The 13,237-nt window shown below is 56.3% G+C and carries 10 protein-coding genes; all 10 read right to left on the bottom strand.

Annotated elements, in window-relative coordinates; genetic code table 11:
* Position 1: 1 nt before the first annotated feature.
* Complete coding sequence (locus tag SH678x_RS13580; RefSeq protein ID WP_496918997.1) at positions 2 to 3,376, bottom strand: secretin N-terminal domain-containing protein; 3,375 nt, start codon at positions 3,374 to 3,376, stop codon at positions 2 to 4.
* A 131-nt stretch (positions 3,377 to 3,507) separates the two neighbouring features.
* Positions 3,508 to 4,419, bottom strand: coding sequence for a hypothetical protein (locus SH678x_RS13585; RefSeq protein WP_496918998.1), 912 nt, complete (start codon positions 4,417 to 4,419; stop codon positions 3,508 to 3,510).
* A complete protein-coding gene (locus SH678x_RS13590) occupies positions 4,416 to 5,867 on the bottom strand; it encodes a hypothetical protein (RefSeq protein WP_496918999.1) in 1,452 nt (483 codons plus the stop codon). Before SH678x_RS13590 ends, SH678x_RS13585 begins: the two co-directional genes overlap by 4 nt.
* Before the next feature lie 118 nt (positions 5,868 to 5,985).
* The gene (locus tag SH678x_RS13595) at positions 5,986 to 7,617 is read right to left on the bottom strand and encodes a type II secretion system minor pseudopilin (protein ID WP_496919000.1); all 1,632 of its coding nucleotides are present in this window, start codon (positions 7,615 to 7,617) and stop codon (positions 5,986 to 5,988) included.
* Positions 7,617 to 8,657, bottom strand: a complete 1,041-nt coding sequence (locus SH678x_RS13600) for a PulJ/GspJ family protein (protein WP_496919001.1) — start codon at positions 8,655 to 8,657, stop codon at positions 7,617 to 7,619. Before SH678x_RS13600 ends, SH678x_RS13595 begins: the two co-directional genes overlap by 1 nt.
* Complete coding sequence (locus tag SH678x_RS13605; protein WP_496919002.1) at positions 8,632 to 9,063, bottom strand: type IV pilus modification PilV family protein; 432 nt, start codon at positions 9,061 to 9,063, stop codon at positions 8,632 to 8,634. Before SH678x_RS13605 ends, SH678x_RS13600 begins: the two co-directional genes overlap by 26 nt.
* Positions 9,060 to 9,632 (bottom strand): hypothetical protein, encoded by a 573-nt coding sequence (locus SH678x_RS13610; RefSeq protein ID WP_496919003.1) that lies wholly within the window; start codon positions 9,630 to 9,632, stop codon positions 9,060 to 9,062. The genes SH678x_RS13605 and SH678x_RS13610 overlap by 4 nt, the downstream gene beginning before the upstream one ends.
* Before the next feature lie 3 nt (positions 9,633 to 9,635).
* Positions 9,636 to 10,082 carry a type II secretion system major pseudopilin GspG gene (gene gspG / locus SH678x_RS13615; protein ID WP_496919004.1) on the bottom strand — a complete coding sequence of 149 codons (447 nt, stop codon included), beginning with the start codon at positions 10,080 to 10,082 and terminating at the stop codon, positions 9,636 to 9,638.
* 117 nt (positions 10,083 to 10,199) lie between these two features.
* Positions 10,200 to 11,402, bottom strand: coding sequence for a type II secretion system F family protein (locus tag SH678x_RS13620; protein WP_496919005.1), 1,203 nt, complete (start codon positions 11,400 to 11,402; stop codon positions 10,200 to 10,202).
* Positions 11,403 to 11,536: 134 nt separating this feature from the next.
* The gene (locus SH678x_RS13625; protein ID WP_496919006.1) at positions 11,537 to 13,237 is read right to left on the bottom strand and encodes a GspE/PulE family protein; all 1,701 of its coding nucleotides are present in this window, start codon (positions 13,235 to 13,237) and stop codon (positions 11,537 to 11,539) included.

Here is a 13,237-nt window from a genome sequence, read left to right on the forward strand (position 1 = left end):
TTTATTTGGCGGCCGTCGCTTCGTTTTTCGAGCTACCCAACGAAAACGGAAAACGCAATGCCGAGCGCTCGCCTGTCTCTTGCACCGGGGCATTACTCTGTGGTGGCAAAGGCATCTCGTCCAAGGGGGGAGCTAAATCCGGCGTTGGTAGCAACTCACCCTCGGGAACCTGTTCGGGAAAGACCGTCTGCGATTCCGATTCACCCAGGACGTCGTCCTTGCTCCGTAATCCCACCGGCCCGTGCATGTTGATCACGTCGGAGAGGCACCAGCTCATCCGAGCCGACTCAACTTGTTTGAGCATTTCTGACTCGAAGCGATTGTTCACAACATGCGGCGTCAGAATGATCAGCAACTCTGTGCGGCGCGTCGAAGTACTGTCAAAGCGGAACAAACTTCCCAATAATGGAATATCAGCCAGGATCGGCACGCGGCGATGCAACGCAAAGTCACGTTTCGTCAACAAACCGCTTAACACAACCGTTTGACCACTCGCGGCACTCACGGTCGTGGTGGCTCGCGTCATCGCGATGATCGGTGCGTTGATCGCGTCGCCGTTGGGAGCAATCGACACCGGCACGCCGTCGGCAACGCTCCCTAATTCACTTTTCTCGGCAATGACGTTCATCACGACCAAGCCCTCGGGGCTGATCCGCGGCACGACGGTCAGGCCCAAGCCCACTTGGCGGAAGTCAATTGTATTGTTTCGCTGGCCCAGAGCGTCGATCGTGCTGCCCACGATAAACGGCACGTCCTGCCCAACAAACGCGGTGCCTTCTTGGTTGTTAAGGGCCATGATTTGCGGACGGCTGAGAATTTCCAATTTGCGAGATTCTTGCAGGGCTCGCAGCAACATGCTCACGCTGTCGCTGCTTGCCGAGAGGACCATGCCGCCGAATCCTAGGTCGGGATTGACCCGTTGCATCGCAAAACTCGCAAGGCCCTGAGCAGCCACATTGCCAGCCGTGGCCAACGACCGGTCGCTACCGGAATTGCCCAACGGAATGCCGGCGTCACCAAAATTAAAGCCAGGGGCAAGCGTCGCGGATTGAATCGTTTGCTGTTCAACCTGGGTTATCGCACCGCCTGGAGTCGTGGTTTGCGTCGTCGTGTCCGTAAGCTCCAGTTCGCTTAAGAGGCTACGATCGAACAACACAGAATCTTGAAGACCGAGTTCGATGCCGAATTCATCGGCATCTCCAAGTTCCACTTCGCCAATCAGCACTTGCACCATTACCATCGGCTCTTGAGCATCAAGCTCGCGCACCAAGCGAGCAATCTCGTCGTAGTAGCGTGGAGTGGCGCTGACGATCAGACTATTGCTTTCAATCTCCGGTACGACCACAACTTCCCGTTCGATCTGCTGAAAGGGACTGGCCGTTCCGGGAGCGGTCCCTTGCACGTCGCGCTCGGCGCGCAACCAATCGTTTAACGCCAAGGCCACTTCCTCGGCGGGCTTATTGTTCAGTCGATAGACATGATTCTGCCGATCCCGAGAATCCGTGGAGTCGAGTCGCAGCACGATGGCCTCGACCACCAGCAAGTCTTCCAACGTTCCCGCGGCGATAATGCTGTTGGTGCGTTCATCGACTTCGATGCGTATGGCCGACAACGAGGCCGGTTGATCACCGTCCCCTTCCCCTTGTGGTCCCGTGGCAAACAGCTCTCTTAAGGTCTCCGCCAAGGACACGGCATCGCCGTTCTTAAGCGAGAAAATCTTGAGCTCCACGGCGGCATCGGGGGATTGATCCAATTGAGAAATCAAATTCGCCAGCATCGGCATGCTTTCGGGAGGCGCCGTCACGATCAATGCGTTGGCACTCGGAGCCCCCGTCACTTTCGAACCGCTCAACACGCCCGACTCCAACTGCTGCTTCCCTTGAGAATCGATCGTGATCAATTTCAGCAACCGCGAAAGATTCTCGGGGCCACCTGTGCCCGTCGGATTGAAAGCTTCTTGCAGCACTTCAGCCAGATCGGTCGCGACGGTGTTCTTGAGTTTGAACACACGAATCTCGTTGACCGAATCGCTCGCCTGCTGATCGATTTCGTTGATCAACGCGCGGATTTCTTCCATATCGCGTGGCGTGGCCCGCACGACTAAAGCGTTCAACCGCGCGTCAGCAAACATTTGTGCCCGCGAGCCGAGGCCCGGGACTTCCGTCTCACCTTCCACGGCAAACAAACTTTCCACTACGGGGAGCGCATCCACGGCGTTGGCGTTTTTCAAGCGGAACACGCGGAACTGCATGTTCTCTGCGGGCGTTGGCAAATCCAAACGCTCGATGATGCTCTTCGCACGTTCCACCGAAGGTTCCAAACCGACGAGCAGAACTGCGTTAGGATTCACCAGCGGCACCGCCACGATCGAACCAAAACCATAACGTGTGGAAAGTTCGCCCGTGACTTGAACGAGCAATGCCGCCAAGGCTTGCGAATCGATGTTCTTGAGCATCACCACTTCGATCACCGGCTCGGAGATTTGTTCCATCTCTTCGATTTCTTCGATGATCTTCATGACCCGCTCGACGTCTTCGGGGCTACCACGCAGCATCAAGCTGTTGGTCCCTTCGACAACGTCGATTCGCACCGGTCCCAGCGGGCTATTCTGTTTGCCACCCTCAGTCGCGGCAGGAGCCTCGCCAGGGATTTCGGCTTGAACAGTTTGAGCCTTTGTCGTGGTACCCGTCAGGAGGGCAACCGCTTCACGCAATTTGGGATTAGTGGGAGCTTGCAACACAGCCACCTTTTCACCAGCAGCCGATTTATCCAGTGTCGCGACAATTCCTTGCCAAGCTTTCACTTGAACCGGCGTGCCGTCGATCTTGAATTCCTTGGTCGTGTCGTTGGTCCAGATCTTCACCACAGGGCCATCGCGATTTTCGATGACTGTGGCGCGACCCGCTGAACCGGCTTCAACATTGAGTTTGCGTCCCAGAACTTGTTCTAAACGCTGATGCAACATTTCGGCCGTCAAGGATTGAAGCCGATTTGAAACAACAGGAGCAGGCAGCGCCGGAGCAGGCTGCGGAGCAAGTTGCGGCCCATCACTGGGAGCAGGGGGCGCTGGCTCTTTCGCCGTGAACTCTTGTGCAATTCGTTCGTGAACCGCAGGTGGCGCGACCACAACCCATTGCTGCGAAGCAGCGTCGTAAAATTCTCGCACGTCTTGCCGGCCAGCAAACTCTTGTCTGATTGGCTCAATGCGCTGAGCACCCGCCGCATCGACACGATACGTTTGCACATACGGGCCGTTATTATTTGTGGCCTGCTGCGCTGCGGCCAATTGCGCCAGTAGACCAACAATCGCCACACAGCAAAGCGCGATAATACGCCGCTGAATGCCCTTGCGCAGTTTGGATTGTTGGTTGGTCATGGCAGGCCACCGTTGCCGGATAGGTGCGCGGAACGCCTAAAAAGGCGCCCTTACAATCGGAATAATCGGCAAAGTTTGCCCAAGACGCCAGAAAATACCACCATCTGGGGAGAGATTATCCCGCTAGCAGTTTAGCCTGCTTGCTGCGTAACGGGCTGAGCTTGCCCCAAGGATTGCCCCAAGAAGATTTGCAGACGGTTGCCCTCTTGCTCGACGATGGCCCGACGACCGTCGATTTCACTCACTTTGCCGGTGAATTTACCGATCTGAATCGAATCACCGGCACGGAAGTACATCATCTTGCCGGAGTCCTTCATCCGGATCGACATATACCAACCACCCTCGCCCTGTCCCATGCCTGAAATGAATGCTTGATCGGCTTCGTTCTCTTGAGGTTTGCTAGCAACCGCGGCGGTGTCTTTGAACGGCGCAAACAGATCGCGTTTGGCGATAGCTGCTTGCAGTTCTTCGAGCGGTGGAAGTTTTAAGTCACTCTTCAGATCGCTCAACGTGTCGGTGCGCGGTGAGTCACGCATTGATAACGCATCGACCGTCAACGTAATCGAAAGATCGTTTCCTTCCTTGGCGGGTGCAAGCGAAGCCCGCGAGATTCTTTGCAGATGCCCTGCTTGATAGAACCGCGACAGAAAGTCGACCAGCTGGGACATTTGCCCCGAGGCCGTCACGACATAAGTGAACTCCTGTGTGCGGTCATTGCCGCCTCGCAGGCCAGCAGAACTTTTGATGTCAGCCACCTTCAACGCGGCCTCGGTCATTTGTTTCTGCAACCAGTCCTGGTAGAGCGAATTCGCAATATCCGCATTCGTCGGCAGCGATTGTTTCTGCCAGCGGCGCAGCTTCGTCATGGCTCGCTGGCCGCGCAGCTTGGCCGTGCGGGCTTGGCTAACTTCCTGTTCCGCTTCGCGAAGTTCCGAACGATTCGCCTCGACGGCATCGCGATAGCGGGTCAGCCCCGACGAGCCAACCCACAACACGGCAATCATGCCCACCGTGCCAGCGAGAATTTTTTCGCGTTGCGTCATGGCTGGCCCCCCGCGGGACTACCATCGACGACGTCGACCACGATTTGCACCTGCCAAGGGTACTGCCCCCCATCGGTCGTAGGATCGCTTTGCTCGCGGCGGACACGATGGCCCGTATCGCGCAAACGATTCTCCAACGGCTGAACGGCCGCGCTGCTTGCCACGTTGCCCGTGAGAATCAGGCGTCGATTGGTAAGATCAACTCGCTTCAAGACTCCATCGTTGGCGATTGCAAAATCCTTAGAATCAAATGTCTCTGGCCGCCAATCCTCGCCCAAAGCAACCAACTCCGTCAGCAAATTTGGCGAAGCGTCGAGCCACTCGCGAATCCGGGCCGCATCGCGTTCTTCTGCCTGCAAAGGCTCCAGCTCTTGATTGATGGTGTACAGTTCGTCTTGCAATTTCTCCGTCGTCCACAGCGGCTCGTTGAGATTTGCATACATCTGCCAGCCGATCATCGCCGCAAGTAACCCTGCGGCCACACCCGCCAATACCAGTGTCCGTCGATTCGATTTCGGTTCCGGCGGTTTCCGGGGATGCAAAAAGTCGAGAACCGGTGGCTGCCCCTGCACGGCTTGCCAAGCGATCCCCAACAGCGGCAAAAGTTCGGCTCGGATCGCAGTTGCCGACTCCGGCAACGAGACTTCCGGCGGCAAGCTCAAAGTTCGCACCGATTGTGTGAACTGCCCCCGCAATTCATCGGCCATACCTTGCAGTGCCGCGAATGGTTCGCCCAAAACAAGGATCTCGGCCTCATCGGCAAGGATTCCTTCCTGAGACAAACTCAACATCGTGCGGCGCAATTGCGCGGCAACACCAGCTGCCGCTTTGCCGCTCTCCAATTCTTCCACAAGTGTCACTTGTCGAATCAGCGCCATCTCACCAGCGACCATCGCCCAAATCGTTGCTTCTTTGCCCTGGATTGCGACCAGTATCTGTGTGGTTTGCGTCGCTAGGTCGAGTTGCTTGCCGAGTTCGGTCCAACCGACCGCAAAGGGAACGAGATGCTCGGCTTTCAAGCCCGCGATACGTGAAAAATTCCGCACGCGTGCCAACTCTGCGACTCGCAGCATCATTCCCAACACCCGCTGGGGACGATCTTCGCTGCCGACAAACGGCAGGAAGTCGTAGCCAATCGCTTCGTCGTCGCGCGATGGCTCCAGATCAAGCTGCAACGTGACCAGGGCCGGCAGATCCTCCGGCGGACACGGAGGCAACGAAATATACTGCCACTTGATGGCCGACGAAGGAATCGCCATCAACAACTCAGCTTTGTTGGGCTGATGAACTTCCAATTCCGCGGCAAACTTCTTTGCCGCGGCGGCGATATCCGCGCCTTCAATCGGTACGGCAATCACGCCTTCGACCTGCATGCCCAAGTGTTCCGCGCGCGCAACCACGGCACGAATTTCTTGAGGAGCAAGTTGGATAACGACGGCTCTTGTCATGCAAATTTTCTTCATAGCCGCAGGCGGCAGCCCACGGTTCTTATAATTATGGACCACCGGCTCCCGCCGACGGCTATTAGATAATTTTAGTCACAAAACTGGGCCGATGCGAAACTACTTATTGCTGCTCGATGACTGCCGCTCCCAGCTCCGTAGGCGTAAATCCAGGCCCCAATTTGCTCAAATCTTCCCAGCTGACCAGCAAGGTCGTCGTATCCGTGCGGTCAAACACAATCTGGGCCCGCGAGGTCGCCGGCTGGCCATCAAAAAAGCCCACGACCTGGGCACTGTAAACGTCACCTCCCGAGGTGACAAATGGATCGATCTGTTTCATCTCTTCCAGGGTCACCACGCCATTGGCCAACAGCCAAATCGCATGACGCTGCAAACTGATCTGTCGATCGACGGCCACCTCACGCATCGTGAGAATCTGATCGGCTTGAATTTCCGTCAGATTGGGGATCGACAACAAAACGGGCCTCGTTGCCAAATTCACATTGATCCGCCCACCACGCGCTCCCTCATCGGTGGTGGTCAGCTTGTCGAGCAAGGTCAAAAAAACGCCGCTATAAAGTCCCGCGCTATCCTGCCAGGGAGAATCGACCGTTTCTTCCGCTCCACCTGGTGGTGTTGCCCCCGGGGGAGACCCTCCTGATTCGCCCTCTTCACCCTGCACGGGTGGGTTTTGTCCTGATTGGCCGTTCTGGTTCTCTTGAATGGAAACTCGCGCTCCCACCAAATCCAACAGCGAATTGATCTCGGTTGTCGGTTCGACGTTCAAATCGATCGTCAACGACGCGGCGCTCGAGTTCCCGCCACCAGGGCCAGCCGATTCCTCCTCCGCCGGCCCATACTGGCGATAGGCAATAATAAAATTCGCCGCCTCCGCATCGACCGCTTGTTGCAACGCCGTCTGCAACGCCCGCAAATCGGGATTGTTGACGTTGATCTTCGGATTGCCCGTCGGATCGAGCACACGCTCCGCAGCATAGACCGTAAAATACGCCGACCAACCCCGATTCAATTGGCCCAACGAATTATCAAGCTGCAACAACATCCCCCGGGCCTGTTCGCCGGTATCGACAACAAAATTGCGATTCGTATCGAGTCCATACAACAACTCCGGCGTCACGCCCCGAACTTGCAGCAATTCGCTGAGCGATTGCAACGGCCCATTCCGCGGTTGATAAGCCGGGTTCAGTCCCTGGTAATAGCTATCCTCGGCACCATACGCCCGGGGCTGATTATCGGCGTCGATCCAATCGAGAATCGCGTCGGCAATGTCTTCGGTCATCCCGGGAATAAACAGCAATCGATTCCGTGTGGCCGTTTCGTCCCCTTCGGCTTGTGCCAGCGCGTTGAGATTCAACTTGCTTGATTCATCTTCCAAGCCGTAACGCACGCCTGAATAGTAACCCTGCACGATATCGGGAGCGACCACCGTAAACCGCCCGCGCGATTCCAGATTCAAATCATCAGCTACCAAAATTCCTTGCATCGTGCCCGGATTGGCCAGTAATCCCCCCTGCTGGGCAATCAACGCATCGGTTTGATCGAGAAACAAGCTGAGATGGGCCGTTGCTGATTCGGTGAGATAGCGAGCTTGCAGTTGCTGCCCCGCGTTGCGAGTGGCTTGATGCTCGTTGCGCATCAATGTCAGGTACGACGCCGTCGCCAGCGACATAATCACAATCGACAACAACACCAGCAACAAAATGCTACCGCCACGGTTCGCACGATTGATCAGCATCAGGGGCCTCCTGGCTGCTGCGGTTGACTCGTGTCGGGCGCTGCGGGGCCGCTCAATTCTTGCGGCTCGTCAAGCTGTGGGATTCGCACGACCAGCCGGTGTTCGACCCACCGCGCGGGATCGCGGCGACGTTCTACTTCATCAAGATCTCGCTGAGCTGCATCAGTCCCCAGCACGTCGGCAAACAGCGTGACCTTGATTTCCACCGCCGCGGGCAATCCTTGCTGTGTCGAGGAATCCCACTCCTCGTACCACTGCACACCGTCGGAATACATGAACGAAATCTGCACCACTTCCGGCGCCAGCAATTCCGCGGGTTCCTGGCTTTCGGTAAGCCTTGCGCTCGGTGCAGTCGTCGACATGATCGATGCCGTGGGCGTTTGCCGGCGGTAAAGCCCCGTGTAGCCGGTCAAATTCGTGTTATCGCTCACGCCCCCCGCCGCCAAATCCGCGAGCGTCATCACACGTCCTTCTTCAAAGAAATACTCCACCGTCTGAGGCATGTCATAAGGATCAGTCGTTGTGGTGACTTCAGCCGCAGGCACCATCACCTGCCGCCAATTCCGCTCCGTCGCACGATCGATCCGCAACTCGGTCAATGTTCCGTAGATGCCGAGATCGGTCGAAGTCGATTGCCCAACGGCAGGGCCTGAACTTGACCCAGCATCCGAGCCAAACCCACTCTCTGCGCTGCCGTCAACCAAGCCAGGCGGCCCCGAACTCGAAGACGACGTTGCATAACGAGCTGCGCGCAGATCCTCCGCAATCTTATTGAGCAACGTCCGCGCAAGTTGCGACGATTCCACTTGCGTGCGGCTGGTGTCAACGCGGACGAGATATAAATCTATGGCCGTCACCAACAGCGCCATCACCGCGCCACACAGCCCAATCGCCAACACAACTTCCAACAGTGTAAAGCCACGCCTCTTATCCCCCTCCCGAGCCATCACTCCAGATATTTGGACGGGAGCGGCTAGGGGAGGCCCAATCGAACTGAGCAACCAACATCGCTTCTTATCCACTGCCACCTCCCATGCCATCTGTGGCATCCGAGGGAGTTTCCGCCACCGGCACAGTGTAGTATCTGACCAATCGATATTTCACCGGATTAAACTGCGGTTCCAAATCTTGCTCGACAATCACTTCGATCAATGAGAGCCCAACGATATTCGTCGTGTTGATAGTCACGCTGTACATCCAGGGAACGGTTTCCTCGGTCGTTTCCAATGGCTGCCGCGAAACTTGAACGACTTCCGTGATCCCCGTGAGCATTTCGTCCATGACGGTCGCCGCCATCAGCTGCGCGCGGGATTCGGCCTGAGCGTCGCGCGCGTGGCGCCCCGCGATGGCCATGATTTCGCCCAACACGGCAACGGACCCCGCCAGAATCGCGAGCGCTAGAATGACTTCAATCAGTGTGAATGCCGAACGAGCGGAGCGTCTCATTGGAATTGCCTCCGCTCGGCTTCTTCTTCGGAGAGCAATTCACTCGAACGCGCCGTGCCCGTCAGCGCTCGCAACGTGGCTCGCTGAAAAACTTGCTTTTCATTGCGCAGCAACACGCTCGCCGCGGAACTCGAACCATCGGGGAAAAACAAAATGGGGCTCGACCACAATCCAGACCCACCCTGCGCCATCGGCGTGACTTGTGGCCCAACCGTCGGTTCAAAAACCTGAACATCCCCCTCGGCAAAAACCACTTGCTCGGGAAGAATGATATCTTCAATCGGCGTTGCTGGTTCTTCGATTGCCGGCAATGTTTCTTCAGGAAACCAAGGCTCGCTGCGATAGCTACCCGATTCCGGTTGAAACCGGAATTGCTGAATCTGCCCCGTCTCGATGGCCCGGGCGCGCGTCTCCGACCACGAAGCCAAAACTTGATCGGTGGCTCGTCGCAATCGCACCGTGGCGAAGCCCCCTTCAAAGAGCGGCATCGCCAGGCTGCCCACGACCACGAGCAATACCAAAACGAGCAGCACTTCAAACAGCGTTAATGCGCGACGAACATGTGGCACGGATTAGCCTTTTTCTTCCCAGTTGCCGATGTCGTCTTCCGTGCCGCTTTTGCCATCGGGACCATTGGACCAGAAATCGTACTTGCCGGAGTTCTTCTTGCCCTCGGCTGTGTATTGATACTCATTGCCCCACGGATCCTCTTTTAATTTTTCCATGTATGGACCGGACCATTTGTCTGCAACCGAAGAATCGCTTGGCTCTTCCCACAAATCTTGCAGCTTAGAAGGATACTTATTCGTATAGAGCCTGTAGGATTCGATACTGCTCTTTACCAGTCCGATCTGCGACTTGGCGGCATCAATGTTGGCACGTTCTTTGACGCCACCAAACTGGCTAACTGCGAGCGACGACAAAATCACCAAAATAATCAACACGAGCAGCACTTCGATCAGTGTGAAGCCTGTACGTGATAACGCCGATGTTTGCGAGTGACTCTTGCTACAAAACATAGGGAAACTCCTTTCCTCTGTACTCATTTTTGACTTGGGGAGGGACGCCTGAGGCGGGACAAGTTTATTCAATTTAGCGCCGGAGCTTGCTCCGCACACAACAAACAATTTTACTCATTACAAAGCCGTAGCTGATTTTAACATTGGCAGTAGCAGCGCGACAACGATCACCAACACCGCCGAAGCCATCACCAACAACATCAAGGGTTCAACCAGCCGCACCATCAGGTCCAATTTCCGCCAGGTTTGCCGCTCCAGCGAGTCAGCAATGTCGGTCAGCACGGTTTCCAGCGTGTTGGATTGTTCGGCAACGCTGATCATTTCTACGACGTCAGGCGGAAAATGTCCGCTGGATTTTAAGGGATTCGCCAAAGATTCGCCCGCCGTCAGATTGTCGGCGGCATTGTTCACCGCGGCGGTTAACACGCGATTGCCGGTCGAATCGGCACTGATGGTGAGTGCCCGCACGATGGGGACACCCCCGCTGAGCAGTGTTCCCAGCACTCGGCAAAATCGTGAGACCGCCAAATTGCAGTAAATCGCACCCGCTTGGGGAATCTTGAGTTTCCACTTGTCGACAAACCACCGACCGGCTTCGGTCGCAATTTGAGAACGCACGGCCATCACAATCAGCCCGATCGCTAGAGCGATCAAAAGCCCATAGCTCGAAATGGCCGTGCTGAGCCAAAGCAAAAACTCCGTCATCAACGGGAGTTCACCCTTGGCTCGCAAACGGCTGAACAGAGTTTCAAACTGCGGTACAAAGTAAACGATCAAGACCGTGACAATCGAAATACTGAACACGATCAAAAACATGGGATAGGCGAGCGCCCCCATGACACGGCTTTTCAGTTCGGCCTGTTGATCGGTGAACCGAGCCACGCGTTCCAAGGCCTCTTCCAAAAAACCACCTTCGATCCCCGCGCGGACGATGCTGATCGACAAATCATTGAACGTGCGCGGATGCCTAGACATCGCCTCGGCCAATGACTCGCCGTCGGCGATGCGATCACGTAAGTCTTCGATCGTGGTCTTAAGTGCCGGCAACGTGCTTTGATTGCCAAGCACTTCGAGTGCCCGCAGCAAGGGCACACCGCTTTTCATCAACGCGGCAAGTTGCAGATAGAACTGCGCCATCGCGTGCGGGCGCACCTTTCCGCCGAATTGAATTCTGACTGGGGCAGCTGCTTGCTTCACTTCGACCGGAAACAGCTTCATTCCCGCGAGCGTGCTCATGGCCTCGCGCTGCGTGGCTGCCGACAACTTCCCCGCAACGCGTTGACCGGCGGTATCTCGAGCAATGTAGGCAAAGTCGGCCATAATGAATGCGGATTGCGGATTTCAGTTTGCGGAATGGTACTTCGCTGTAGTCCTAGTCGTCCGAGATATACTATTCATGCGTGTTTGGCTTAATCTTGTTCATCAATCCGCACTCTGCAATCCGAATTCCGCGATCAAAACCGGTCACCCTTTGTCACACGCAAGACTTCTTCAACGGTGGTGATCCCCTCCAGCACCTTAAGCCACGCATCTTGCCGCAAGGTACGCATACCGTCGGCGAGAGCCGCTTTGCGAATTTCCCAGCTGCTTGCCCGATCGTGGGCCAATTGGCGGACCGAGTCGGTTGTCACGCAAAGCTCAAAAATGCCCTGTCGGCCGGCAAACCCCATTTCGCGGCAGAGTCGGCAACCCGCCGGATGGTACAGCGGCATTCCCCCCGCGATGTAATCGTCCCACGGAAAATCGTTAGGCAGGTCTTCTTGGCGGGGCTGGTAGGGTGCCCGGCAGGCCCGGCATAGCCTGCGCACGAGTCGCTGAGCCATCACAGCCTCAATCGTGCTCGCCACCAAAAAAGGTTCGATCCCCATATCCACCAATCGCGTGTAAGCACTTGGCGCATCATTCGTATGCAACGTGCTAAACACCAAGTGACCCGTGAGCGAGGCTTGAATTGCATTTTCAGCCGTTTCGTGATCGCGAATTTCCCCCACCAACACTACGTCGGGATCATGCCGCAAAATGGCACGCAAGGATTGGGCGAACGTCAGCCCAATCTTCGGGTGGACCTGAATTTGATTGATCCCTTCGAGTTGATATTCGACAGGGTCTTCGGTGGTGATGATCTTCGTGTCTTCGCTTTTGATATCCAGCAGCGCACTGTAAAGCGACGTCGTCTTGCCCGAGCCCGTGGGACCCGTCACGAGAATGATTCCGTGCGGCAAGCGAATCAACTGATCGAAGTGGCGGCGCAAGTCTCCTTGCATACCCAACTTCTCGAGCGAAAATTCCATGCTCCCTTTGTCCAAGAGACGCATGACGATCCCCTCGCCATGCAGCATCGGAATCACCGACACACGCACGTCGACTTCGCGGCCATGAACTTTCAGCTTGATACGGCCATCTTGTGGCAAACGCTTTTCGGCAATGTTCAGCCGTGCCATGATTTTCAGTCGGCTGATGATCGCGGCGTGAAAGCGATTGATTTCCGCCGGCGCGGGTTGCTGATGCAGCATGCCGTCGATGCGGTAGCGAATCTTAATGCCAGAAGGTTGCGATTCGATATGCACGTCGCTCGCCCGCGCATCGATGGCTTCCTTGAGAATTTCGTTGACGAGTCGTACCACCGAGGCTTCCTGAGCTTCGGCGGAAATCTCCGCGTCGTCGGCATCGATGTCTCCCAGGAACTCGACGTCTTCCTCTTCTTCACGCTGGGCCAGCAAACCTTCCACAGTTTCGCTGCCGACACCCAAGTGGGTTCGCATGCACTGGGCAATCGAATCCTTGGAGGCCAGCACGGGCTCCACGGCACACCCCAGCACGGCCCCCGCTTCGTCGAGCGAAAACAAATCAAGCGGATCCGAGGTGGCCACAATCACCGAGCCATTTTGCCGGGCGATTGGAAACAGCCCGTGGCGATAGATGAGCTTTTGAGGAAACTCGGCGAGCAGCGAACGATCAATCTGGGTATGTTCCAGGTCGATCATTTCCATACCCATCTCGGCGCCCATCACCCGCAGCGCATCTGCTTCGGTCACAAGCCCCAAGCGCACGGCGATTTCATCCGCGCGATCGCCATTGACCCGCGCCGCGGAAATCTGCTCCAGGCCGGCGTGGTCAACCAGCCCATGCTTCAAAAGAATATTGCCGGGATCCAT

The organism is Bythopirellula superficialaquae (assembly GCF_059632245.1).

What these genes read in the sequence shown, in the direction of transcription:
- gspG (WP_496919004.1), bottom strand. Translation starts at nt 10,082, where the DNA reads ATGTTTTGTAGCAAGAGTCACTCGCAAACATCGGCGTTATCACGTACA.
- SH678x_RS13595 (WP_496919000.1), bottom strand. Translation starts at nt 7,617, where the DNA reads ATGCTGATCAATCGTGCGAACCGTGGCGGTAGCATTTTGTTGCTGGTG.
- SH678x_RS13625 (WP_496919006.1), bottom strand. Translation starts at nt 13,237, where the DNA reads ATGGATCCCGGCAATATTCTTTTGAAGCATGGGCTGGTTGACCACGCC.
- SH678x_RS13585 (WP_496918998.1), bottom strand. Translation starts at nt 4,419, where the DNA reads ATGACGCAACGCGAAAAAATTCTCGCTGGCACGGTGGGCATGATTGCC.
- SH678x_RS13620 (WP_496919005.1), bottom strand. Translation starts at nt 11,402, where the DNA reads ATGGCCGACTTTGCCTACATTGCTCGAGATACCGCCGGTCAACGCGTT.
- SH678x_RS13590 (WP_496918999.1), bottom strand. Translation starts at nt 5,867, where the DNA reads ATGACAAGAGCCGTCGTTATCCAACTTGCTCCTCAAGAAATTCGTGCC.
- SH678x_RS13600 (WP_496919001.1), bottom strand. Translation starts at nt 8,657, where the DNA reads ATGGCATGGGAGGTGGCAGTGGATAAGAAGCGATGTTGGTTGCTCAGT.
- SH678x_RS13580 (WP_496918997.1), bottom strand. Translation starts at nt 3,376, where the DNA reads ATGACCAACCAACAATCCAAACTGCGCAAGGGCATTCAGCGGCGTATT.
- SH678x_RS13605 (WP_496919002.1), bottom strand. Translation starts at nt 9,063, where the DNA reads ATGAGACGCTCCGCTCGTTCGGCATTCACACTGATTGAAGTCATTCTA.